At 57.0% G+C, this 21,876-nt stretch carries 25 protein-coding genes and 3 pseudogenes; 17 read left to right on the top strand and 11 right to left on the bottom strand.

Annotated features, from left to right (window positions below):
• Both ACP7BS_RS29130 and ACP7BS_RS29135 read left to right on the top strand, forming a co-directional pair.
• The coding region (locus ACP7BS_RS29130) for a hypothetical protein (protein ID WP_426240884.1) at positions 1-273 on the top strand (273 nt) is incomplete at its 5' end.
• Positions 274-341: 68 nt separating this feature from the next.
• Complete coding sequence (locus tag ACP7BS_RS29135; protein WP_426232227.1) at positions 342-674, top strand: response regulator; 333 nt, start codon at positions 342-344, stop codon at positions 672-674.
• Between the two features lie 41 nt (positions 675-715).
• On the opposite strand, the gene ACP7BS_RS29140 is transcribed toward ACP7BS_RS29135, so the two are convergent.
• Positions 716-1,024, bottom strand: coding sequence for a hypothetical protein (locus ACP7BS_RS29140; protein WP_426240885.1), 309 nt, complete (start codon positions 1,022-1,024; stop codon positions 716-718).
• A 226-nt stretch (positions 1,025-1,250) separates the two neighbouring features.
• On the opposite strand from ACP7BS_RS29140, the gene ACP7BS_RS29145 reads away from it, so the two are divergent.
• The 5 genes and pseudogenes from ACP7BS_RS29145 to ACP7BS_RS29165 all read left to right on the top strand — a co-directional run bounded on the left by ACP7BS_RS29145 (position 1,251) and on the right by ACP7BS_RS29165 (position 4,898).
• A complete protein-coding gene (locus ACP7BS_RS29145) occupies positions 1,251-1,658 on the top strand; it encodes a response regulator (protein WP_426240886.1) in 408 nt (135 codons plus the stop codon).
• The gene (locus ACP7BS_RS29150) at positions 1,655-2,026 is read left to right on the top strand and encodes a hypothetical protein (RefSeq protein ID WP_426232230.1); all 372 of its coding nucleotides are present in this window, start codon (positions 1,655-1,657) and stop codon (positions 2,024-2,026) included. Before ACP7BS_RS29145 ends, ACP7BS_RS29150 begins: the two co-directional genes overlap by 4 nt.
• Positions 2,027-3,190: 1,164 nt before the next feature.
• Positions 3,191-3,606, top strand: a pseudogene (locus ACP7BS_RS29155) (DUF983 domain-containing protein).
• 330 nt (positions 3,607-3,936) lie between these two features.
• Complete coding sequence (locus tag ACP7BS_RS29160) at positions 3,937-4,131, top strand: general stress protein (RefSeq protein WP_426232231.1); 195 nt, start codon at positions 3,937-3,939, stop codon at positions 4,129-4,131.
• A 269-nt stretch (positions 4,132-4,400) separates the two neighbouring features.
• Entirely contained in the window at positions 4,401-4,898 is a 498-nt protein-coding gene (locus ACP7BS_RS29165) for a sigma-70 family RNA polymerase sigma factor (RefSeq protein WP_426232232.1), read from the top strand.
• Positions 4,899-5,110: 212 nt separating this feature from the next.
• Here the strand turns inward: ACP7BS_RS29165 and ACP7BS_RS29170 are convergent, their stop codons facing one another.
• From ACP7BS_RS29170 to ACP7BS_RS29180, 3 genes are all read right to left on the bottom strand, one after another.
• Positions 5,111-5,575 (bottom strand): 4-alpha-glucanotransferase, encoded by a 465-nt coding sequence (locus tag ACP7BS_RS29170; protein ID WP_426240887.1) that lies wholly within the window; start codon positions 5,573-5,575, stop codon positions 5,111-5,113.
• On the bottom strand, positions 5,541-5,810 hold the full coding sequence (locus tag ACP7BS_RS29175) for a chemotaxis protein CheB (RefSeq protein ID WP_426240888.1): 270 nt from the start codon (positions 5,808-5,810) through the stop codon (positions 5,541-5,543). The genes ACP7BS_RS29170 and ACP7BS_RS29175 overlap by 35 nt, the downstream gene beginning before the upstream one ends.
• 133 nt (positions 5,811-5,943) lie before the next feature.
• Positions 5,944-6,132 (bottom strand): hypothetical protein, encoded by a 189-nt coding sequence (locus tag ACP7BS_RS29180; RefSeq protein ID WP_426232235.1) that lies wholly within the window; start codon positions 6,130-6,132, stop codon positions 5,944-5,946.
• 239 nt (positions 6,133-6,371) lie between these two features.
• Here ACP7BS_RS29180 and ACP7BS_RS29185 point away from each other — a divergent pair, with 239 nt between their 5' ends.
• Together ACP7BS_RS29185 and ACP7BS_RS29190 are read left to right on the top strand one after the other, a co-directional pair.
• Positions 6,372-6,524 carry a hypothetical protein gene (locus ACP7BS_RS29185; RefSeq protein ID WP_426232236.1) on the top strand — a complete coding sequence of 51 codons (153 nt, stop codon included), beginning with the start codon at positions 6,372-6,374 and terminating at the stop codon, positions 6,522-6,524.
• Positions 6,521-6,824: pseudogene (locus ACP7BS_RS29190) on the top strand (methyl-accepting chemotaxis protein); the annotation flags it as partial. The gene ACP7BS_RS29185 and the pseudogene ACP7BS_RS29190, both read left to right, overlap by 4 nt.
• A gap of 201 nt (positions 6,825-7,025) precedes the next feature.
• On the opposite strand, the gene ACP7BS_RS29195 reads toward ACP7BS_RS29190, so the two are convergent.
• The 3 genes from ACP7BS_RS29195 to ACP7BS_RS29205 form a co-directional block, all read right to left on the bottom strand.
• A complete protein-coding gene (locus tag ACP7BS_RS29195; RefSeq protein WP_426232237.1) occupies positions 7,026-8,150 on the bottom strand; it encodes an NAD(P)/FAD-dependent oxidoreductase in 1,125 nt (374 codons plus the stop codon).
• Between the two features lie 91 nt (positions 8,151-8,241).
• On the bottom strand, positions 8,242-9,765 hold the full coding sequence (locus tag ACP7BS_RS29200; RefSeq protein WP_426232238.1) for an amino acid ABC transporter permease/ATP-binding protein: 1,524 nt from the start codon (positions 9,763-9,765) through the stop codon (positions 8,242-8,244).
• A 96-nt stretch (positions 9,766-9,861) separates the two neighbouring features.
• Positions 9,862-10,698 (bottom strand): ABC transporter substrate-binding protein, encoded by an 837-nt coding sequence (locus ACP7BS_RS29205; RefSeq protein ID WP_426232239.1) that lies wholly within the window; start codon positions 10,696-10,698, stop codon positions 9,862-9,864.
• A 242-nt stretch (positions 10,699-10,940) separates the two neighbouring features.
• Between ACP7BS_RS29205 and ACP7BS_RS29210 the strand changes: the two genes are divergently transcribed.
• A complete protein-coding gene (locus ACP7BS_RS29210) occupies positions 10,941-12,050 on the top strand; it encodes a LacI family DNA-binding transcriptional regulator (protein WP_426232240.1) in 1,110 nt (369 codons plus the stop codon).
• 67 nt (positions 12,051-12,117) lie between these two features.
• Here ACP7BS_RS29210 and ACP7BS_RS29215 read toward each other — a convergent pair whose 3' ends face one another.
• Complete coding sequence (locus tag ACP7BS_RS29215; RefSeq protein WP_426240889.1) at positions 12,118-13,119, bottom strand: SIS domain-containing protein; 1,002 nt, start codon at positions 13,117-13,119, stop codon at positions 12,118-12,120.
• 134 nt (positions 13,120-13,253) lie between these two features.
• Between ACP7BS_RS29215 and ACP7BS_RS29220 the strand changes: the two genes are divergently transcribed.
• Complete coding sequence (locus tag ACP7BS_RS29220; RefSeq protein WP_426232242.1) at positions 13,254-14,096, top strand: PfkB family carbohydrate kinase; 843 nt, start codon at positions 13,254-13,256, stop codon at positions 14,094-14,096.
• Here ACP7BS_RS29220 and ACP7BS_RS29225 read toward each other — a convergent pair.
• Complete coding sequence (locus ACP7BS_RS29225; protein WP_426240890.1) at positions 14,078-15,184, bottom strand: LacI family DNA-binding transcriptional regulator; 1,107 nt, start codon at positions 15,182-15,184, stop codon at positions 14,078-14,080. The two genes, ACP7BS_RS29220 and ACP7BS_RS29225, sit on opposite strands and share 19 nt — an antisense overlap.
• A gap of 314 nt (positions 15,185-15,498) precedes the next feature.
• On the opposite strand from ACP7BS_RS29225, the gene ACP7BS_RS29230 reads away from it, so the two are divergent.
• The 4 genes from ACP7BS_RS29230 to ACP7BS_RS29245 all read left to right on the top strand — a co-directional run bounded on the left by ACP7BS_RS29230 (position 15,499) and on the right by ACP7BS_RS29245 (position 19,138).
• Positions 15,499-16,368: an ABC transporter substrate-binding protein gene (locus ACP7BS_RS29230; RefSeq protein ID WP_426240891.1), complete on the top strand. Its 870-nt coding sequence runs from the start codon at positions 15,499-15,501 to the stop codon at positions 16,366-16,368.
• A gap of 75 nt (positions 16,369-16,443) precedes the next feature.
• Positions 16,444-17,385, top strand: coding sequence for an amino acid ABC transporter permease (locus ACP7BS_RS29235; protein ID WP_426232246.1), 942 nt, complete (start codon positions 16,444-16,446; stop codon positions 17,383-17,385).
• Complete coding sequence (locus ACP7BS_RS29240) at positions 17,382-18,152, top strand: amino acid ABC transporter ATP-binding protein (RefSeq protein WP_426240892.1); 771 nt, start codon at positions 17,382-17,384, stop codon at positions 18,150-18,152. Before ACP7BS_RS29235 ends, ACP7BS_RS29240 begins: the two co-directional genes overlap by 4 nt.
• 29 nt (positions 18,153-18,181) lie before the next feature.
• Positions 18,182-19,138 (top strand): ornithine cyclodeaminase family protein, encoded by a 957-nt coding sequence (locus ACP7BS_RS29245; RefSeq protein ID WP_426240893.1) that lies wholly within the window; start codon positions 18,182-18,184, stop codon positions 19,136-19,138.
• A 92-nt stretch (positions 19,139-19,230) separates the two neighbouring features.
• Here the strand turns inward: ACP7BS_RS29245 and ACP7BS_RS29250 are convergent, their stop codons facing one another.
• Positions 19,231-19,434, bottom strand: a complete 204-nt coding sequence (locus ACP7BS_RS29250) for a DUF72 domain-containing protein (protein WP_426232269.1) — start codon at positions 19,432-19,434, stop codon at positions 19,231-19,233.
• Positions 19,435-19,750: 316 nt separating this feature from the next.
• Between ACP7BS_RS29250 and ACP7BS_RS29255 the strand changes: the two genes are divergently transcribed.
• Positions 19,751-20,218, top strand: coding sequence for a hypothetical protein (locus ACP7BS_RS29255; protein ID WP_426232249.1), 468 nt, complete (start codon positions 19,751-19,753; stop codon positions 20,216-20,218).
• Between the two features lie 178 nt (positions 20,219-20,396).
• On the opposite strand, the gene ACP7BS_RS29260 is transcribed toward ACP7BS_RS29255, so the two are convergent.
• Entirely contained in the window at positions 20,397-20,711 is a 315-nt protein-coding gene (locus ACP7BS_RS29260; protein WP_426240894.1) for a hypothetical protein, read from the bottom strand.
• A gap of 911 nt (positions 20,712-21,622) precedes the next feature.
• Between ACP7BS_RS29260 and ACP7BS_RS29265 the strand changes: the two are divergent.
• Positions 21,623-21,876, top strand: a pseudogene (locus ACP7BS_RS29265) (PhnA-like protein); the annotation flags it as partial.

Genomic DNA, 21,876 nt, shown 5'->3' on the forward strand with positions numbered 1-21,876 from the left:
GGTATCCAGAAGTCGCTCAGCCTCGACGGTCGAAATGCCCAAGTTTCTGAGACGCTGTATGAGCATATGCTGCTTCACAACAATGGTCTCACCACGGAGCACGTGACGTCTGACCATTTCGATTTCGGTTTCGATATCGGCGTCCATCCAAAAAGAATACGCCATGCTGACCAAACGACAAAATCTGGCGAATCTTCGATCGAGGAGGAAACAGCCGGTGCACGGAACATATTGGATTGTGGAACCCATTTGCGATCTGATGTATTTTGCTGATGAATGTATTGCTGTGAGGGAACATGACGGGGACTTCCCGCGGAACTACAGAGCGCAGGCGCTCCGTCTTGGTCGTTGAAGACGAATTGTTTATCGCGCTGCACCTGCAAGACGTCCTCGAAAAAGGCGGGTTTCGGGTGCTTGGCCCGGTTGGTTCAGTATCGCAGGCGATTGACTTGATTGACAACGAACGCCCCGATGCCGCGGTATTGGATGTCAATCTAGGTCCTGAAAACGCTGCTCCGGTCGCATTCCACCTTAAGGAGCTAGGAGTGCCGTATGTCCTAGCTTCGGCGAGGGACACACGCGGGCTGGCTTGGCATCCCCTCCTTGCTGACGTCGTAAACCTTGGAAAGCCAACTGATCCCGAGCGTCTCATCGACGCGATACGAGCCCTGTAGCAAGCCGGACCTCCGATGCCGCGATCGGCTTCGCAGAAGTTTTAGATTGAACGAAGATGTGGTGCTGACCCTAATTCATCGATGCTGGGTAGCCCAGAAGGTTTAGGCACTCTTCCGTGAGCTGCCGAGCATTCGCTTCGTCCATTATCAGGCGAACCTGATTTCGATCCGTCTGGATCGTCAGCATGCCCAAGTCCGGCTTCTCCGAAATCATCACAATGCTTGATCGCAGAACTTTTACGGCCTTGGGCTTTTTCTTCCAGAACATCGGGAGATTTTATCTGCCCTGAGAAATCCTTCAAGATCGTTTTTGCTTCCAACCGACGTATTCGTCGGAACAAAGCAGCCATACCTTAGTTCCGTATTCGCCGGTGCCCCTCCTCGGCACAAGGTCAACTTCGCCCCGCTTTTGCGGGGTCATCAGCACCGCAGTGGCCCATTTGAAACGTGGGGATTCAATTAGTCTCTTGAGTGGTTGTGGTGTATTATTGACCATACCGGTCCCACTACATCCCTTTCTCGGCTGTGACTGTTTAAGAGACAATCTGCTCTTGCCCACCCTATTGGAGCAGAGCCATGCCTCATCACGAGCGATTAAATATTAATGAAGCCAATGCTAATCTTATCCTGATCGTTGAGGATAAGCCGATGATCGCGATGGACTTCGAACAAATACTTAAAAACGCGGGTTTTACGACCCACATTTTTTATTCCTGCTCGGAGGCGTCGGCTTGGCTCGCAGATCATTCCCCTGATGCAGCGATCCTGGACATCTGTCTGAAAGATGGATCCTGCACTGGGGTGGCATCGCGTCTCCACCAAGATTCCATCCCATTTATTGTCTGCTCTGGGTCTACCCAGGACGAAATCGATCCGATTTTCATTCGTGGAGTGTGGGTGAGTAAACCGTGCCAGCCCAAAATCCTGGTGAACGCAATCAAGAATTCGATTGCTGCGCTCGCATTGCGGGAGGCGATTGCATGACCAAAGTAAAAACCAACGGCCACGAGGTGAGCGCTTTAGCGCCTCCATGGAACAATTGGAGTTCGCCATGGTTCCCCGCGATAGGAGGAACCACGATGATCAATACCCCTAAACTTCCGGTCACCCACGAGGACCGACATCTACTCTGTCAGGAAGAGGTTGACGGATCTCTGCAGGTCATAATTGATCGTGCAACGACCAACGGGTGGGGCACTATGGAAACGATCGGCGCCATGGAGGAAGTCCTGAAAAATCTGCGGATTATGTACGCACACCAGCTTCATCCTGACGAGAACGAGGCGGACAATGGCGAGCGAAATGCCTTTATTCGCAGCCAAGAGGTGACAACTGCTCACGTTGAAGCCTAGCGATCGGGAGGATATGAAATGTCTGACGGTGATCAGGGACCTAACTGGTGGTTCGCCTGGTTGGGACATACTGACACTAACGTGGGAATGGCCCGATTTTTGGGAACCATCCTCGCCTATATTGTAGTAGTCGGACTTTTTATGGCGACGATATTGCTGTGATCGCGACCAATCAACAAGCCCACTCGCCGGTCAGGCAAGCGGGCTAATGGTCCGCCACTTTCGGCGGCAGAATATCATGATTCGCTAAACTGCGCGTGGCCTTGGCTTGCTGGCCAGGTTCTCGACAACGCGGTCCACGCGTAGCGCCATGTGGTCGACGGCCGCTTGACGCCCTGAAGCGCTTCCATGATCATTTGGTGCTTTCGCGCATGCCGGCCTTGGTAATATAGGTCTCTGCGCAATAAGCCTGTGTTCGGCCAGCCGATTCAACGCAGACAGAGCCGAGGCCGCCGCTACGACCGTCGAAGCCTCTGATTTGCCCTTTTCGATCTCACCTTCCACGCGCCACCAGACGCCAGCAACAAGGCTCAGCAGACCAAAGAAGAATAGGATCTGCTCCCACGTAATCGCGCCGCTCATGGATCACCTCTCAGGCCTACAGCGCGCCACAACCACGTCACGCAGCGCCAGATGGCGGCGATAACAGGTCAACAGGCGTTTACGGTCGGAACCAGAGTTTTTCAAGCTGCGCCTGTGCCAACGCATTCGTGCCGAGATCGACTGGAAGGTCGCACTTCTGTAGTAGGGCGGAATCAATCGTGGCGATCTGCGGTCAAACCGCAGGACTAACGGATCGAGTTGATGCGGCGCACCCCGGCAGCGCTAACAGCAGGGCGGCCATCGTTCAGCGCAAGTGAGTAGCGCAGGGTTGATCGTCGTAGCACCCATTCGTATGGATTTGCGCAAGACGTCGAAGAACGCCGCGCTGGCGTTAACGTAGCGGCTATGAACACAATCTGACATTCGGTTGCATAAAGGGCAGGAACGTCGATCGGCGGCAGCCCGCGCTGAAACAATCCTCAACATCAATCCGGCCGCGATCAGGGACGACAGACGAAACTTGGTCGCCATGGTGCTGATCCCTTACTATCCATCTGACGGGAACCTCTTTCTTTGACCATGGTTCGCTTGATAGCGGCGCCACCAACTCAGCAGGATTTTATGCCGGAGAATAGCCAAACACCGTCAAATCCGGCCCTTACTGGGATCAGAGATCTCTGCCCCCGATGCCAACGGGGACTTCTGTTCGTCGGTTTGTTGAAGCTTGCCCCGAGATGCGACGCTTGCGGGCTGGATTATTCCTTCGCGGACCCCGCTGACGGACCGGCTTTCTTCGCGATGACCATCGTCGCAGTCCCGGCCTTGGCTTTCGCTTTGTGGTTCCAGTTTGCATATGAACCACGCCTACGGATGCATGTTTCGTCACCGTTCCACTGACCTTGATGGGATCGCTACTACTGCTTCGACCGTTAAAGGGGTGGCTGGTGTGTTCTCAATATTTTTACAAGGCGGAGCAGGGCAGCATAGCTCTCGAATGGGATAATACTCACCAGGATAGACCTTCCAAGGAAAGTTGATACTCAATCGGTCATTCCCGCATCCCAGTAGAACGGACGACGGCGCCATGTGCCCGACCTCAGCGCACCTGAGGGCGCGTTCATGCCACTTCAGGCGATGGAGGCGGCTTATAGATACAACGTCGTGACGCATCGCCGATACCAGTCTTATCCCAGCGCGTGCGGTGACTCAAACCCGACATCCTTCGACAGAACACGTTTGCGCCGCACCCGTTGTGGAACGATGTCGAGCGAAGCTAGACCGAGCGTACGCTTCAGTACGAACATGAAACTCTTCGGGAATTCAAGGGTTGGGTGAACGGGGAATCAACCCCGAAGAGGAGAAATACAATGGCAAATCAGGGTGGAAATCAGTCCGGCGGCGACACGTCCAAGCGCGGCTTTGCGTCGATGGATGAGGACAAGCAGAAGGAAATTGCAAGCGAAGGCGGCAAAGCCTCCGGTGGCAATTTCAAAAACGATCCGGAACGTTCCTCGGAAGCCGGTAAAAAGGGTGGAGAAAACTCAAGCGGGGGTAACCTTTGATCTATCTGCGCGCGCGTTCTGAATGTTCGAAGGCTGGGCGTTGCTTGCCCGGCCTTCGTCATCTGGAAAATGCTCGCCGGCCAAACCACCTCGCTTGAGAGTTAACCCAAGAATGCGCGATTTGTTCATTGCGGCACTCCCTCTATTCAATTGCTCGGCTGCGACCGCCAGTGGGGCTTAGCTCCCGCCTTTCATCGCGATGTTCGTGAGGACCGGCGGAACGTTATCGCCTCTGGGAGGTTGGGAATGATCAAGGAGAGAGGACCCAAATGCAACAGGACCTGCTGACAGGCTTTTCAGAAAGCGAACTCCTTGAGCATGTTCCCTCTTTGCGGAACTTTGCGCGACGGTTTCACTCTTCGCCGAGCGACATCGACGACCTCGTGCAGGAAACCTTGGTAAAAGGCATTTCCAACGCACATAGGTTCCGGGGCGGAACACAGTTGCGATCCTGGCTGTTCACAATCATGCGCAATACCTTCTGCACCAAGTTCGGCCTCAACAAACGAGAGCATGTTGGTCTTGCTGATGATGCGGCTTTACATCTCGGCGTTCCCGCTGTTCAGGAATGGAGACTTCGTGGCCGCGAGCTGGAGGTGGCTCTTTCGACTCTTTCTCCGGACCACAGGTTGGCAATCGAGCTAATATTCATCGATTGCCTCAGTTACGAAGACGCCGCCCGAAAGTGTGGATGCGCCATTGGCACGATAAAAAGTCGTGTAAACCGCGCCCGTTATCAGCTCTGGACAGTCATCAACGGCGATTGAGGCCACAGTTAAGCTTGCTTTCGCCAACCGGCGCCCTGCTTCACACCGGTCGGCAGCCTGCAGTCAAACGGCATGTCGGAAGACTTCGGTCAAAATCCTGAAGCGGGGCTATATTCATGTCCGTTCGGGCGGCGTCTGCGATAAGTTCGGGCCAACGTCCCGGCGCGACAACGGTTTGACAATCGACGCACGGCGCATTTCAAAGTGGCGTGTCACACCCCCCCGGATCGCTCATGCCTCATTGCTTCAGAGATTTCGCGGACTAGCAACAAATCTTCCAAGTCTTCAATCGATACAGTTAGCTTAGGCTTCCAATTGGGATAGCTGTCGGTGGTACTAGGGGGGGCGCCTCTCTCCTGCGCGGGTGGCAGGCGGGCCAGCGGCTCTGCTCCCGATGCGTCAAGCGCGAGTTTCAGGACGCCTTCGTGTTGGCGTGCTTCGATGTGCGTCTCACTCACACCAGCAGGAACAATCCCATGTTCCGCGCGCGCCTTGCTATCGGCGCTTCGCCACCTGCCGGCCAAAGTCTGGTGGTCGTGCGTAGAAATACAGGCAAGCGACAGCCGGGGATAGGCATCCACAGGTTTGAAGCCATCGTCTTCCCGTTCATAGGAGAGGATACGGTAGGACAGGATCCGGGCTTCACCTGGATGCGCGGCAATCAAGTCGCTTGCCAAGCCGGGCCCTGCATAGTATTTCGCTCTCGGCAGCGTTTAGCGGGCTCGGAACGATGGTGACGCCACCGGACCGCTTAAGGTCCGCTAGGCCAGTGGCTCCGTCGTTCAGCATGCCGGAGGGCAGAACGCCGATCGCCCCCCTGCGGATCGAAGCGGTACGACTGACGGCGATCAAGACCAGCAGGACCCCAGCCGCAAGGGGCGAAATCATCCCGGAACCAATGCGCGGCTTCATCGGAATCGGCTGAGAAAGCCGTTACTGGATTGCTCTAATTATAGGCCAAAAAGGCTCAAGCAGTATTGCAGTGACAGTAACGGCAGCCACCGCAATCGCGATTTTCGCGCTTGTTGTCATGCCGGCCTCCGAACTACGGGGCGTGATCAGTCACAGCATTTTCATCAATCGGGGACTTACCTGTGTAGGGGTTTGGATGAAGAATGAACTGGTAAGCGAGCCCCCCAAGAAACAGGGCAGCTAGCGCGATAATCAAGAGCGTGGCCTTGGTCATTTTGTTGCCTCCGGTGATCCAATATGTGGCCAGCAACTGATTGCTCAACAGGAAGTTCCTCAAGGCTTAAAATACCTCGTGGTACATATGTTATTTGCGTCCTCGAGAGACGCTCGGTGAAACACCAATATCCGGTTCATCGGATGGAGTTGTCCATAGTGGCCAATCATTGGGGCTAGCGCACTTGCCGGGCGAGTGATCGCGATATCGACAATGTCGTTGCGGGACGTCGTAGGATCCTCGGCGTTCCAAGCAATACCCAGCCCAATCCGATGCAGGCGGATATGATGCACGATGCCCTCCGCGCGGACGTACTTTCGGCGATGCTTGCGCAAGATCCAACCGCCGATATCGACTTCAAGGACGTCAAACCCGACTTGACCGAGCACATTTCATCCTTCCGCTCATCGCTCGCCGCCAACAAGGAACTGGCCGAGTAAAACTCGTTCGCGAGACCGGCGACGCCCTGAAAACCATCGAGAAGTATGTGGTCACTATCAACCAGCATATGGACGCCATTGCGACGTCTCGCGTGAGCAGTCGCTTGGGTTGGCGGAGGTGAATACGGCAGTGAACCAGATGGATCAAGTGACACAACAAAATGCGGCGATGGTCGAGGAAACCAATGCGGCAAGTGCAACGCTTGCCGACGAAAGCCGCAATTCCACGAGCTGATTTCGCAGTTCCAACTGGGTAACAGCCAACCCGCGCAAACCGTCAAACAGATGCGCGCCGCCTGATTGAATTTTTGCGGTGTCACGGCCAGCAGCTTGGACCGCGTCTTATGGCCGAGCTGCGCGCCACAGACTGGTGATCGTCCCCTTAGCAAATCTGATCTAGGACCAAGGACGCGAGGGGCGCAGCCATGGGCGCCTCGTCCTCGGCGATGACGACCCAGCCGTAAGGCTGCCTCTCGAAGTTGACCCGGCCATCCCTTGTCCTCAGGAAAAGCGGTCCGGGCGGAACCGGGCGAGCAATGGATGCGCCGTGCCATTGGCGATTTCACCCGCAAGAAGTTCACCGGCAATGAGACCAAGAGTTGCCCCGCTGTGACTAAAAGCCACGTAGTAGCCCTTGATACCCTCCAACGCGCCAAACACCGGTTCGCCGTCACCGGGGATAGGTTTCGGGCCGACGCCATAGCTTGAAAATTCGAGCTTGGGATTGCCTTCAAGGATTTTTGAGGCTTCCGCGAGTAGTCCCTGTATCGTCGAATCCTTGATCTCGTAGGTCCCGTCCGCTTTGACGACGACCTCTTCTTCCGACCAAGCGGAATCGAGTGCCAATGCGCCATCCGGCGTCGGGCGGATCGCAACGCGGGGGGTGTTCAGCACGGCCTTCAGCGGCAGGTGAACGGGCTTGGTATGAACAAGCAACGCAATCGGGGTTGCGTCGGCGATATGCTGTCCGCTTTCGGCAACCATGGCCGGCACGGCGCCTCCGGTTGCCAAAAGAACCGCATCGGCGTCGAAACGTCGACCGCTGGTTGTTTCTACTCCAGTTGCACGGCCATCCTCGATCGTGACCGCGGCGCGGCCGGCATCGGTGACGACCTTTCCTCCACGCAAGGTGAACTCCGCAACAAGAATCTTAATCAGCGAAGGGAGGTCGACCCAGCCTTCGCCGGGATTGAAGATCGCACCCTGTGGCGTGACCGTGCTTGCATCAATCCCCGGCGTGACTGAAGCAATCTTGTCGGCGGATAGATGCAGCGCGTCGTAACCGAGATCCTGTTCATGGGCGAAAACGGCAGCGATCTCGTTGGACGCATCATCGGCATCCCAGGTCAGGCCGCCATCGAACCGAAGCCAGTCGGCATCCGGATATTTCACAGACAGCGTCCGGTAGCGATCGATGCCGACCATGCGCAACTGCTGATATTCCGGCGAGCGCTTGCGGGAACTGTTGAGCCAGGCGAGCGAACGTCCCGACGCGCCGCCAGCTAGCGGACCGTCGTTGACAAGCATGGTCGCGATGCCGCGCCGCGCAAGATGGACGGCGGTGGAAACCCCGAAGATGCCGCCACCGACGACGACGACCGTTGAGACGGAAGAAGATGATGCCATGATAGAATCTTTCACTGGATGGAAGTTTTGTATGTCTGACGGGGCTGACAATGCCAGCTCCATGAGTGCAACGAGCAGAAGAAGGCGCTGGCTACAGCACCTCGGCGAGGAAGTGTTTCAACCGGTCGCTTTGCGGATGATCGAAGATGGCGGCAGGCGTACCGGCCTCTATAACGCGCCCTTCATCCATGAAGACCACCTGATCGGCGACCTTACGGGCAAAGCCCATCTCATGCGTAACAATCACCATTGTCATGCCGCGCCGACCAAGGTCCGCCATGAGGTTTAGGACGCCCTTCACCAGTTCCGGATCGAGCGCGCTCGTCACCTCGTCGAACAGGATGACTTCCGGATCCATCGCAAGCGCCCGGGCGATCGCCACGCGCTGCTGCTGGCCGCCGGAAAGCCCGCCCGGACGATGATGAGCGCGGGCGGCTAGCCCGACATCGGCGAGCCGCGCTTCTGCAATCCGCTCAGCCTCCTGCTTCGCCATGCCCTTGATCTTGGTCAGCGACAGCATGACGTTTTCGAGCGCCGTGTGATCCGGGAACAAATTGAAATGCTGGAACACCATGCCGACCCTGCGGCGCAGTTTTTCCGGCCTCATTGCCAGGATGCTGTCGCCGTCGAGCAGCACGTCTCCACCCTTGGGTTCCACCAGCCTGTTGAGGCAGCGTAGCAGTGTCGATTTTCCGGAGCCTGACGGGCCTATGACGCAGGTGACGGTGCCCGGCTCGACCGTCAGATCGACACCCTTGAGCACCTGAAGCTCGCCATAGGCCATGTCGAGCTTTCTGATTGCCAGGCTGCCGCCCTTGAAGCCCAACTCTGCCGGCGCTTCGGCCACCGAAGGTGTACCGCCGGCGAGTTCGCTCACCTCGGCTAGGCCGCTGGTCACCGTGCTTGCCCTGTGTTTGCCCAGCCTCAATGTGTTGTCGATGTAGTTGACCACATGGGTCAAAGGCACGGTAATGACGAGATAGAACACGCCAGCGAGAAGAAGCGGCGAAAGATTGCCGGTCACGACGGCCTGATCCTGGCCAACGCGGAAAATTTCGCGCTCGGAAGCCAGAAGGCCGAGGAAATACACAAGGCTCGAATCCTTGACGTTGCCGATGAACTGGTTGACCAGCGCCGGCAGCACGCGCCGGATGCCTTGCGGGATGATGATCAGGCGCATGCCCTGCCCGTAGCTCATGCTTAGCGCCCGGCAGGCTTCCATCTGACCGCGCTCGACGCTTTGAATGCCGGATCGGAAGATCTCGCCGATATAGGCTCCGGCAATCAGGCTGAGTGCCAGGATACCAAGCGGATAAGGCGACGGCCCGAAGATCTCGCGACCCACGCGAGCGAACCCCTGCCCGATCAACAGAATTGTGACAATGGCCGGCAGGCCGCGAAAGATGTCCGTATAGATCCGCGCTGGAATACGCAGCCAGCGCGATGGCGAAATGCTCATGACGGCCAGCACCATGCCGAGAAGTACGCCCAGAACCGTGGAAGCAGCTGCCAGGATTAGCGTGTTCTTTAAGCCGATAGTGATCATGCTCGGCAGGACATCTGCCATTGCCTGCCAGTCGAGGAAGCTGCGGCGCAGGTTTTCAAGCCAGTTCATTCTGTCCCCTTTTCGATTTGCGCTAGCTGCCATTCGTTCTGCGGCATTTCAGCGTGTCGTTCGGCCACCGGCAAAGATCGCCGGCGGCCGTTGCGGTCACTTCTTGGGGAGATAGTCATCCGGCATCGGCGAACCCGGGAACCATTTTTCGTAAAGCGTCTTCCAGGTGCCATCCTGCATGGCGGCATGTAGCGCGGTGTTCAGCGCTCCACGCAGCTTATCGTTGCCTTTGCGCAGGACAAAGCCCGCGGGAGCGTCGAAGGACGGAATGTTCACCGCGATTTTCAGATCCGGGTAACGAACACTATATTCCTTTGCGGCCTCATAATCGAGGAAATGCGCATCGACGGTGCCGTTGTTCAGGCCCGAGACAGCCGAGTTGTTATCGGGAAACTTGACGAGATCCGAGCCGGTAAAGTTCTTCGCAGCATAGATTTCCTGCAGCGTACCCTGCACGACACCGAGACGCTTTCCTTTGAGGCCGGCCGCATCGGGGATCGCCTTATCGGCAGTCAACACCGAAAGATAACCGGCAAGATACCCATCGGAGAAATCGACCGTCTTCTTGCGCGCTTCCGTCGTGCCGATGGCGGCGACGGCGACGTCGAAACGTTCGTTGGCAACGGACGGCATCAGCGCCGAGAATTCCTGACCTGTAAAGATCACCTGTTCCGGCTTAAAGCCGAGGCGGCCCGCGACGTTCAGGAAAAACTCGATGTCGAAGCCTGTAAACGTCCCATCGGCCTGCGTGAACGCATAGGGCTTGGCATCACCCATCGTGCCAACGCTGATGACCTTGGCGTCGATCAGCCCATAGGGGTTGTCATCGGCGGCTACGGCCTGGGCACTGAAGCCTGCGCATGTAATCAAAAGAGCCATTGCACCGTTCCGGACCGGCGACATCAACAACTTGAGAATTCCTATCTTGCTCATGTCTTCTCTCCACTCTGAAAGTTTGTTCTTTTTCGGTATTCAAGGGAAAACGGCGAATTTCCAAAGCCCTGTAGAGACGCCCCAGCGGCGGCGGCAGCAGGACGGACAAAGTCGGTAGCCGCATCGTTCCAAGCTTTATTCTTCCAAAAGAGACCGGTCTCATATTGCTTGAGACCGGTCTCAGTGATAATTGTTATCGTGACATTGACCTTCCGTCAACAACTCTTGTAGTCCTTGCCAAGATGAAAAAAACAACCACCAAATCCCGTTCCGTGACCGTCAGCGATGTAGCCAGACAGGCAAATGTCTCGAAGGCGACGGCAGCACGCGTACTCGGCGGCTACGGCACCGTCAGCGACAAGGTGCATGAAGACGTCTTGGCGGCGGCCAAAGCCCTGGACTACCGGCCAAATGAGCTCGCCCGCAGCATGACGACCGGCAAGTCCGGCATCATCGGCGTCGTGGTCGGCGATATTGAAAATCCCTTCTTCAGCCTTGCTGTGCGCGGCATCAGCGACGCGGCACGCGCCGCTGGGTTCAACGTCATCCTTGCCAATTCCAGCGAACAGATCGAAGTAGAAAAAGCAGCGGTCCGGCTGCTGATCGGCAAGCGCGTCGATGGGCTCATTGTTACACCATCGGAATCGCGCGATGTATCGCACCTACGCGACATCCATCGCTCGGGCAGGCCGCTCGCCCTGCTCGACCGCGCCCTGCCCGATCTGGATGTCGATACGGTCACAGTCGACGACCGCGACGTCGCCATGCGTGCTACCCGGATTCTCGTCGATGCTGGTCATCGCAATATCGCCTATGTCACCGCCGTCGATGCGGAGGGACATGAATTTCGCGATCTGACGCAGATCTACACTTCAACGGTGCGCGAGCGTATCGAGGGCTTTCTCGCAGTCTGCCACGATACGGGCATCACCGATCCGAACCGCCATGTCCGGCTCGGCGCGACCAGCCCCGAGGAGACGCGCCGGATCGCGACAAGGCTGCTCTCGCCGCCCGACCGGCCGACGGCCATCCTCGCCTCCGACAGCCTTATTGGGTTGGAGATCGTCAAAGTCATCCAAGCGCTTGGCCTGAGCATGCCTGAAGATATTTCGCTGATCACCTTCCACGACGCCGATTGGACGAGCGTCACCAGTCCACCGATCACCGTCGTCGATCAGCCGGTCTATGAGCTTGGCAAAAGTGTCGCGGAACTGCTGATTCGCCGCCTGAAGGGCGAAACGCGATCACCCGAACGGCTGGTATTACCAACATCGATCATCGAACGCGGCTCCGTTGGGCCACCTTCAAACAAGCTCGCCGGGAGCAGCCGAACGGAGCCATCCTCGGACTGAAAAGGCAGGCCGCTGGATCAGCACTTGGGAGACATCCGGCAGACAGTACGCCTGCCGGATTATGCGATCAGTAGTCGTTGATCTTCTTCATATAGCGGCGAGCTTCCAGCATGGTCTGGTTTCGGTGCGCCGCTAGCTTGTAGGCGAACTTCCAGAGCGCGTCGAAGAAGATTAGGGGCACGAGATAACCCTGGAATTGTTCGGCGATACCCGCGAGATCCAAATCCTTGGCGTCTAGCACCAGGATGTTGTCTTTATCTCCGAAGCGATAGAGGAAATCGCGCGCGCGCTCTTCCAAACGGCGTGTCTCGTCAAGGCCGACCATCGTAATGAAGCAGGCATTCTTGTCGACGACTTCGAACGGTCCGTGGAAAAATTCGTTGGCATGGATCGCCTGCGAATTGATCCATTGCATTTCCATCAAGACGCAGATTGCGAAGGAATAGGCGGCCCCATAGTTCGCGCCGCTCGCTGTCGTATAGATCACATCGCGATCCTTGAAACGCTCTGCGAAGGTCGTGAACAGATCGGCATACTGAACATGCGCTTTCTCGATGGCAGGCTGGAGGTTGCCGAGGCTCTTTAGCAGAGACGGCAGATGGTCGGTTCCGTCGGCAATCTTTACTAGGCCGGCAAGCAACATGTAGAGCACGCCGTAATTGCTGTCGGCGGCATCGATGGCTACGCCTGTCGTGTAGGACGCCTGGTATTGCAGCACGAAATCCGCCGCATCGGCGAGCGGCGACGCGGGATCGAGCGTCATCGCGATCACAGTTGCTCCCTTTGCCTTGGCGTGTTTAGCGGCGCGCGCAGTCTCGTGGGTTGTTCCCGTCTGCGAGCACAAGATGACGACGGCATGGTCATCCAGCTTCATCGGGTCGCGGCACACGAATTCATCGCCGTTGTAGACATCCGACGTGATGGTTCTGGAATGGCGATCGAGAAAATACTTTCCGGGATGCATGATCGAGAGCGAACCACCGCAGGCGACGAGAAAGACTTGGGATACAGGCTTTTTTGCCAGCACCTCGAGCGCCTTGGCGATATCTGGATTAACGGCAGTCTTCATGGTGTCCTCTTAGGGTCTTTGCGCTGTCAAGGCGCTGTGAATGATATCCCGCTGCCAAGCAACTTCGTCGTCCGTTGACAGCTTTTCTCCAATGTGCGAACGTTCTCACAACTTGTCAATCGGAAAGACTACAGATGATCAAAATTGCTGCGATGGGAGACAATGTCGTTGACTGCTACATCTCAAAAGGCACGATGTTTCCCGGTGGAAACTGCCTCAACGTTTCCGTGTTCATCCGGCGTTTTGGCGGACGCTCAGCCTATATCGGGGCCATCGGCCAGGACGCAGCCGGCAAGGTCATAGAGACAGCACTACTCAATGAGGGCGTGGAACTGACGCGGCTGCGCATACTTAGTGGACCCACTGCCTATTGCGTCATCGGCCATCGCGATGCCGACCGCGTCTTCGTGCGCGCGGATCTCGGCGTGTCGATGTTCTCACCGGTCGATGATGATATCGCGTTTCTCAAGGATTTTGCAGCCGTGCATATCGGGCAATCGAGCGGGCTGGACGCGCATGTTGGTGCGGCGGCGGCACAGACATTGCTGTCCTATGATTTCTCGACCCGCCGCGATCAGGATCATCGCCGTGCGATTGCCCCCCTTTGTTTCCTGGCATCGGTCTCCGGCGGCGACTTGGCGCGCGATGAGGCACTCGCCGTGGCAGCCGAACTGCGTGAGGGTGGGGCCAGATGGGTTCTGGTGACACGCGGTAGCGAAGGCGCGATGCTTCTCGGAGCAGAAGGCCTGTTCGAGGTTCCAGCAGCCCCCGCTGAAGTGGTCGATACGCTCGGTGCCGGCGACACGTTCATCGCGCGCACGCTCTACGGGCTGGTCGCCGGCGAGACGCCTCCGGTTCTGTTGTCGCAAGCCACAGCCGCAGCCGCCGAGACCTGCCGCTATTTCGGCGCCGTCGGCTATGGCGCGCCGATCTCACTGTCGGGCGATGTGCCGGAGCTTCAGGTCCTTTTGGCCTGAGGCTCCATGACCGAGCCGCGCAGCGCCAGCGTGTGCTTCAGCACCTGATGCTGTTCTTCGCCGCCTTGCCCACTGATGCGCGCGAGAATAAGGCGGGCGGCGGCCTCTCCCATTTCCATCAGCGGCTGGGCGATAGCCGTGATGCCCGGCTTCAGGAAGCTCATCCAGTCGAGGTCATCGAAGCAGATCAATGACAGGTCAGTTGGAATCTGTAGGTCGAGCGTGGTGATCGCATCCATCGCCACAGCCGACATCAGCCCGTCTGCGGTAAACAGCGCTGTCGGCCTGTCGGCGCGGGTTAGGAGTTCCATCGCTGCCGTTCTCGCCGCTTTCACGGAATAGGTGCCCACCCGGCCGATCAGGCTGCGGTCAATGGCAAGCCCGGCCGCTCGGTGCGCTTCAATATAGCCGAATAGACGCTGCCAGCTGGGAAAAAGGCTGGCAGGATCAATCGATCCTTCGATGACGCGATCGATGAAGCTTTCCATGTCGCCAAATTCCCAGCGCTCCAGCTCGGCTACCATGCCGATCCGACGATGGCCTGCTGCCAACAATTGCGCGATGCTCTCGCTTGCGGCGCCGCGGTTATCGAGCGTCACAGAATCGGCGGAAAGCCCTTTGACGCGTCGGTCGATCTGGACAATCGGGCAACCCGAGGCCACCGCGGCGTGGAGGTGCTGCGAACCGGATGTGTCGCAAGGCGCGACGATCAGCCCGTCGATCTGTTTCTCGAGCAGCAACTGCACGGCCTCCAGTTCGCGGTCCAGCAGCTCGTCGCTATTTGTAAGCAACACTCCAAAGCCTTGTGCCCGGGCAACGTCGGCAATGCCGCGCAAGATGCTGGCATAGAACGGGCTCTGGATATCGCCCGCGACGACGCCGATCGTCTTGGTCTTGCCGGTAATTAAGCTTCGGGCAAGAAGATTGGGACGATACCCTAATGCCTCGGCGCTGCGGCGCACCTTTTCCTTGTTCTCCTCGCTTGTATACCCGTAACCGCCCAGAACGCGGCCTGCCGTTGCGGTGCTAACCCCAGCCCGCTTGGCAACTTCGGTGATAGTCACTTTATCAGCACGCTTATTTGCCATTACACTTTCCCGGAACTCGACTGCATAAGCATCTTAGGTGCTGAAAATCGGCCGGACCCCGGCGAGAGTGAAGACGACTGACGCGGTCGCCCCGTTCCGGATACAACGCCAAGCCCATATTTGACAGGCCTTTCGGTTCGATTTTGCAGCTGAATTGCCATTCGCGAACTTTCTCACTTGACGGATGCGAGAAACAGATGCTTCTATTGTGAGAACGTTCGCACAATCGGTGCACGGGTTCAATCGCCTATTTTGGGATTGCGCTGATCCCGCGCGGACCGGAGGAGCAAATGAAAACAAGAAAGGGGAATGACATGACAATCAAAGCACTTGCCGGGAAGCTTCTTGCCGGAACGGTTCTGGTCATCGCCATGGCGGCATCTGCCAATGCCGCAGGCGTTGATGAGAACTTGCGTGACGCAGTTCCGTCAGAATACCAGAAGAACGGCGTCAACGTGGCCGCGTTCAACGACTGGCCGCCGGATGAATTCGTCGAAAATGGGGAGCTGAAGGGATGGAGCATCGATATGGCCAAGGCCATGTCGGAAAAGCTCGGCATAGAATTCAAGTTCACGCCGACCAGCTTTGATGCGATCATTCCGGGACTGGCCAGCAAGCGTTTTGATGCCGGCTTTTCCTCGTTCGGCGTTACCGAGGAACGGCTCGAGGTTCTCGATTTCATACCACAGCGCAAGGAAGGAACGGCCTATGCTTTCCTTAAGGAAAAGAGCTTCGAAATTCAGTCGGAGAAGGATCTCTGCGGCCATTCCATCGCGGTGCTCACTGGCGCCTGGGACTTCCAGTACCTGACAACGGTTAGCGACGAGACCTGCGTAAAGGCTGGGGCGAAGGCGATAGATTTGCAGCAGTTCACGACGCAAAACGCGGCGGAACTTGCCGTTTCGTCCGGTCGTGTCGAAATGGTCGCTGCCGGTTCAGCAAAATTGCAGTATCTTGCCAAGCAGACGGGCCGCTTCGGTGTATCGAAGCTGACCAGCAACGCCGTCTTCAACGGCATCGGCGTGCGCCGTGACGATCCGCTTGGGCCAGTTCTCAGGGACGCGCTCCAGGCAATGATCGATGACGGCACCTACACGGCTCTGATGGCGAAATGGGGTGTCGATGGTTCCGGCATGCTCGACAAGGCATTGCTCGTCAACAAGGCAAACCCTGTCACGAAGTAAACGCGGATGATCTGTCCGCTTCAGCATCGCGGAGCCGCACGCTGCGGCTTCGATCATTTTCTGCCAGAGGTGCGAATGGTTCACGATCTCAAAAATCCGGCGTCGGGACGTCCCGATATTCACTTGACGAAACCGGTGCCACTGCGCCATCCGTCCCGGTGGATCGGCGGGGCTGCCCTCTTGATCTTGGTGATCATGTTCATTCGCCTGCTCGTCACCAATGAAAATCTACATTGGGATGTCGTGGCACACTATATATTCAGCCCGGAAATCCTGGCAGGTCTTGGGCGCACGTTGCTGCTCACCTTCGTCGCCATGGTCATTGGGCTTGCCATCGGCGTGGTGCTTGCCATCATGCGATTGTCGCGCAATCCCGTTTTTCAGACAGCGAGTTGGGCCTGGATCTGGTTTTTCCGAGGGGTTCCGCCCCTCGTCCAGCTGATCTTCTGGTATAATCTGGCTCTCCTGATTCCAACCGTGTCGATCGGCATTCCGTTTGGGCCGGAACTCTGGTCCGCCAGCATGAATTCGCTTATCACGCCGTTCAGCGCAGCCGTGCTCGGTCTGGCCCTGACGGAAAGTGCCTATGCGGCCGAAATGATCCGCGCCGGCATTCAGGCCGTCAACACTGGACAAACGGAAGCTGCGGCAACACTCGGCATGACCCGCTCTCAGACGCTGCGGCGCATCGTGTTGCCGCAGGCTTTGAAGATTGTCATCCCCCCGATCGGCAACGACACCATCTCGATGCTGAAATTTACCTCGCTGGTGAGCGTACTCGCTCTTCCGGATCTGCTTTATTCCGCACAGATGATCTATTCGCGCACGTATCAGACCATCCCGCTGCTGATTGTTGCGACGATCTGGTATCTGGTACTTTCGACAATCCTGACCCTTGTTGAGCACTACATCGAGCACCGCCTGAACGACGGCAAACCGCTTGAGCTTAGCCTTGTGCTGTCATCGCTGTTCCGCAGCAAGTTCTGGGCACCGCGCCGCACGGAGGTCTCCGTATGAATTCCGTCATGCCGCTGCTCAATGTTGAGCGCCTCTCCAAAAGTTTCGGAACACATCGGGTGCTCAACAGCATCGACATGAGCGTCAAGCACGGCGACGTAACCTGCATTGTCGGCCCCTCCGGCTCCGGCAAAAGCACCCTGTTGCGTTGTCTGAACTACCTCGAAGTGCCGGATTCGGGCGTCGTCTTTCTCGATGGTGACCCGGTGGGCATTCGCTGGCATGGCGACACCCTGCGCCAGATGTCGTTCAACGAATTGGCAGCTCAGCGGCAGCGCATGGGCATGGTGTTCCAGAGCTTTAATCTCTTCCCGCATAAGACGGCACTTGAAAACGTCATCGAAGCCCCCATCATTGTTCAGCGCCGCAAAAAAGCTGAAGCCGTCGATGAGGCTATGGCGCTGCTCGACAAGGTTGGCCTTGGCGACCGCGCCCAATACTTTCCGAAACAGCTTTCCGGCGGGCAGCAGCAGCGAGTGGCAATCGCCCGCTCGCTGGCAATGCGGCCGGCGGTGATGCTGTTCGACGAGCCGACGTCGGCACTCGATCCGGAGCTGGTTGGTGAGGTCCTGGCCGTGATGCGCCAGCTCGCGGAGGAAGGCATGACGATGGTCGTCGTGACACATGAGATGAGCTTTGCCCGTGACGTCGCCGATCACCTGATTTTCATGGACGGCGGCGTCATCGTTGAGGCAGGCCCGCCCAAAGAGGTGCTGTCTAACCCGCAGCACGCCCGCACCAAATCTTTTCTGGCCCGCGTACTTTGAGCATTGTCATTCAATTTTGAAAGTGTCCCATGCAGCATCTGAATGCCGATACTGTCCATCTCCTGCTCGACTATCCCGGCCTCGTCGACGCCCTGCGTTATGCCCACCGCAATGCCACGATGCCTCAGTCCCGTGTACAGGTTCTGAGCGACACCGGCAATGAGGACAACAAATTCGTCTCTCTAGTCGCTTGGGCGTCTGGAGACGTGATTGCCGTCAAGCTCGTTGGGGTGTTCCCGGACAATTCTTCATTGCCGGTTCCTGAGCCGTCCGTGCAGGGGCTGGTCACGCTGATCAGCGGCAAAACGGGCGCGCCGCTGATGACCTGCGACGGTTCCGCCCTCACCTTCCGCAAGACAGCGGCCGACTCGGCACTGGCCGTCGATCTTCTGGCCCGGAAAGACGCCGAAGTACTGGTCGTTATCGGCGCCGGCGGTCTCGCGCCGCATGTGATCGAGGCACATACTTCCGTGCGTCCATCAATCAGCCGGGTGATGATCTGGAACCGCAATCCGCAGAAAGCGACCGACCTTGCGGCAAGGCTGAAACATCTGCCGGCCGACATCTCAGCGGTCGAGAATCTGAACGAAGCCCTGGCGCAAGCTGACATCGTGTCTTGCGTAACCATGGCGACGGAACCCATCGTAAAGGGAGCCTTGCTCAAGTCCGGCTGCCATGTCGATCTGATCGGCGCTTATATGCCCGAGATGCGCGAAGCGGACGACGATGTCGCCAAGCGCGCGGGCCGTATTTTCGTTGATACTCAAAATGGCTGCGAAGGATCAGGCGACGTTGCAGAACCACTTTCCCGTGGGCTGATAACCCGCGAACAGATCGTCGCCGACCTGTTCGATCTCTGCCAAGGGAAACACTCTGGTCGCGCCAGTGACGGAGAAATAACGATGTTCAAGAACGTCGGTGGAGGTCATCTTGATCTCTTCACCGCGCGCCATTTGCTTTCCCAGTCGGGCGCCATTATTCGGTAACAATCTCGCATAAAAAAACAGTCCGGCGGAGGACGTCATAGGCGAGACATTTGGCTGCCGCGTTTATCCCACCGATGCAAATTATCGTTGGGTCACGCCCTCAAAAGCTGCGCCAGTCGCTTTGCGTTTTTTATCGAGTAGCCGTCGCGATTATCGAAATAGACCAATGTCGTCTCAGCTCCGCTCGCACGGGTCCGCTTTGCCCAAATCATTAGCTCGTGGTCACTGTAGTCATGGCGATACCATGCTTTGGTTCCGTGGAAAGGACGTAGACATCGCCGCGCGTCTCGATAAATATTCCGATGAAATAGAAAGTCTTTTCGGTGTCGCCAATGATCCGTTCGAACATGTGGCGATCCGCAGCATCAAAGACGATTTATCGACCAACGACACTTTGACAGTCCGTTGGGCAAAATGCCAAACCTTTAAGAGCTGCAACTTTCAACACTGTTAGCACGCGACCTTCGGCAGGACCGAAACCTAGAAATTTGATTCGACGCGCTGTACATTAGACCTTGTCCAGTTATTCCGAGCCACCTCTGCCTTCATCGCCAGTTGCCAAACCCTGCTTCATGAGTAAACAGTCATCATCGGAACAATGGAGACTGACGTATGTTTGAACGCGTGGTGGAGTGGATGAAAGTAGTCACCATGATCGGCGATATAGCCAAGGGCACATCAACGGTATCTCTTCGCCAGTACACCAAATCCACCGATACCAATTCCCCGCCTCCGGCGTTTGGCTGGGATTATCATCGCGTTCAGGCATATGGAGGCGACACCCGGACGCTGCCAGCACTGGTGAGCGATGGACAATTGACAGAAGTTTTATCCAGCCTGACGGCAGGTGCCGAGGAAACTTATGTCTACGAGGTCGATGGATCTGAAGTCCCCGATCACGAAGCCAGGTGTCTGCTCCAGCAATTCTCTGGTATAACCGTGACAACCATCAAGCTGTCGGTTGGCGCCGTCCATCTCGGTTGGTTTTTGGTCGCTTTGAACAACACCCGCGATGTCGTGCACTGGAAAATGCTCTACCACGAGCGCAATGTGAGACCGGGAGTTTTACCTTCGATATGATTTAAAAATTGGCATCCTAAAGGACGGGCGAGCTCGAAGACCGAAAGCCCAGGTTCGTCATCGGGCGCTGCAGGACGCCGCACCGGGTGGGATTGGCCAGCGCCCAAAAGGTGCGGTCCATGTCAGATGTGTGATGCTTCGCCGTTGAGCGAATGCAATCTCTCTTCGGCGAAGTCAACTAGCGAGTGCCGTCGCGACGCGAGTCATATGGCATGCTGATGTTTTCATAGGCGCGCGTAAAGCAAGGACGTTGCAGCGGTTCCGTAGCGCCGCCGGCGTCGTCATCCCACGAATCTACCATGATTGACGTAACCTCCCCGATGATGGCAGCGGCGTCTTTTAAACCCTGCGTTCTCTGGTTTTCCCCAGGTGTTCTGAACGTCTTTATCTTCGTTGCGATTTCAAATCGCACCACCTCCTCGTGCTGAGGCGCCGTACAGTCGCGCCCGCTTTCGCGAAATCCTTCAGTTGCTCGCCGAAGCTTTTTGGCCATAACTGCGCCAGGGTTCCATAGAACTTTTCGGTGGCGCGACCAATTGCGTCCCTATTCTCCTGGGCAACGCTATTCCAGACATCCTTATTCGTCGCCAGAATATAGACGTGGCCGAGGGCCACAGATCCTAGGAAACCAAAATGTTCGAGGCCGTTTCATGAACCCTCAGCATGTAGCCGCTGTCGAATTTCACCATGAGGTCGTCCAGCGCCTGGCCTTCAACGCCTTGGGGATTTCCAAGTTCCATCGCTGAGAAGCTCACATAAAGCAAGGTGCTTCTGCGGAGATAATCCGAGCGGTAATCGCCACGATAGCATTCACGTCAAGCTCGTTCACGTTGTGGATGAACACTGCAGGAAAACAATATCGACAGGCCCGCAAAAATCTCGCAGATGCTTTGACGCTTCGCCACGCAGACCAATGCATCGAGCGTAGTGACCACCACTTTTTGGGCTCCACGTTACATGACCGGAGAACAATCAAATGATTAAGGCTCCCAATGCAGGATCGGCAGACCCGGAGCTTGAAGCCCAGGCAGCCATCGAGGGCGAATTCCTGTTGCTCGTGGATCGGGCGGTCGCCGCTGGGTGGATGAAATTGCAGGCCGCGATTGGCGACCTGGCGGACAACAATTGGTATAAGGGCGGAGGACGACGCCACCGCTGCGGATGCCAGAACCGCCCGTCCTGTCATCATTGTCATGAGCCGTGTAATGGCGGCGAACCTGCTCAAGGGCCACCGCAAAGCTTGGACGGCGGGCGCAGCCTCGTTGTGAGCACTTACTGAGTTCGAAAACACAGGCTGCTTTCATTCGCGTCACAAAAACCTTGCGTCGGCGAGAGGAACTTGTGCGGCCCCGGTGAGTTTCACCACCACTCACGAAACCGGTACGAACAAGCAGGAACCACACAATGACCATACCCACCTCAACGAGTCTCAATCACGACACTGCCTATGGAAGCACAACCGCAACCGCGGCTCTCAACAAAATCTCCTGGGGCTCGATCTTCGCGGGTGTTGCCGTTGCGCTTGCGGTGCAGTTCCTATTGAACCTCCTCGGGGTCGGGATCGGAGCGGCAGTCCTTGATCCAGCAACCTCGGACAATCCCGATGCAAGCACATTTTCCATCGCCGGCGGCGTCTGGTTTGTCGTCGCTGGCCTCGT

The organism is Pararhizobium sp. DWP1-1-3, assembly GCF_049896125.1.
Lineage (GTDB): Bacteria > Pseudomonadota > Alphaproteobacteria > Rhizobiales > Rhizobiaceae > Pararhizobium.

Coding starts and splice junctions, on each gene's coding strand:
- ACP7BS_RS29140 (WP_426240885.1), bottom strand. CDS start 1,024: ATGGCTGCTTTGTTCCGACGAATACGTCGGTTGGAAGCAAAAACGATC.
- ACP7BS_RS29145 (WP_426240886.1), top strand. CDS start 1,251: ATGCCTCATCACGAGCGATTAAATATTAATGAAGCCAATGCTAATCTT.
- ACP7BS_RS29150 (WP_426232230.1), top strand. CDS start 1,655: ATGACCAAAGTAAAAACCAACGGCCACGAGGTGAGCGCTTTAGCGCCT.
- ACP7BS_RS29160 (WP_426232231.1), top strand. CDS start 3,937: ATGGCAAATCAGGGTGGAAATCAGTCCGGCGGCGACACGTCCAAGCGC.
- ACP7BS_RS29165 (WP_426232232.1), top strand. CDS start 4,401: ATGCAACAGGACCTGCTGACAGGCTTTTCAGAAAGCGAACTCCTTGAG.
- ACP7BS_RS29175 (WP_426240888.1), bottom strand. CDS start 5,810: ATGAAGCCGCGCATTGGTTCCGGGATGATTTCGCCCCTTGCGGCTGGG.
- ACP7BS_RS29185 (WP_426232236.1), top strand. CDS start 6,372: ATGCACGATGCCCTCCGCGCGGACGTACTTTCGGCGATGCTTGCGCAA.
- ACP7BS_RS29195 (WP_426232237.1), bottom strand. CDS start 8,150: ATGGCATCATCTTCTTCCGTCTCAACGGTCGTCGTCGTCGGTGGCGGC.
- ACP7BS_RS29200 (WP_426232238.1), bottom strand. CDS start 9,765: ATGAACTGGCTTGAAAACCTGCGCCGCAGCTTCCTCGACTGGCAGGCA.
- ACP7BS_RS29205 (WP_426232239.1), bottom strand. CDS start 10,698: ATGAGCAAGATAGGAATTCTCAAGTTGTTGATGTCGCCGGTCCGGAAC.
- ACP7BS_RS29210 (WP_426232240.1), top strand. CDS start 10,941: ATGAAAAAAACAACCACCAAATCCCGTTCCGTGACCGTCAGCGATGTA.
- ACP7BS_RS29215 (WP_426240889.1), bottom strand. CDS start 13,119: ATGAAGACTGCCGTTAATCCAGATATCGCCAAGGCGCTCGAGGTGCTG.
- ACP7BS_RS29220 (WP_426232242.1), top strand. CDS start 13,254: ATGATCAAAATTGCTGCGATGGGAGACAATGTCGTTGACTGCTACATC.
- ACP7BS_RS29225 (WP_426240890.1), bottom strand. CDS start 15,184: ATGGCAAATAAGCGTGCTGATAAAGTGACTATCACCGAAGTTGCCAAG.
- ACP7BS_RS29230 (WP_426240891.1), top strand. CDS start 15,499: ATGACAATCAAAGCACTTGCCGGGAAGCTTCTTGCCGGAACGGTTCTG.
- ACP7BS_RS29235 (WP_426232246.1), top strand. CDS start 16,444: ATGGTTCACGATCTCAAAAATCCGGCGTCGGGACGTCCCGATATTCAC.
- ACP7BS_RS29240 (WP_426240892.1), top strand. CDS start 17,382: ATGAATTCCGTCATGCCGCTGCTCAATGTTGAGCGCCTCTCCAAAAGT.
- ACP7BS_RS29245 (WP_426240893.1), top strand. CDS start 18,182: ATGCAGCATCTGAATGCCGATACTGTCCATCTCCTGCTCGACTATCCC.
- ACP7BS_RS29255 (WP_426232249.1), top strand. CDS start 19,751: ATGTTTGAACGCGTGGTGGAGTGGATGAAAGTAGTCACCATGATCGGC.
- ACP7BS_RS29260 (WP_426240894.1), bottom strand. CDS start 20,711: ATGGCCAAAAAGCTTCGGCGAGCAACTGAAGGATTTCGCGAAAGCGGG.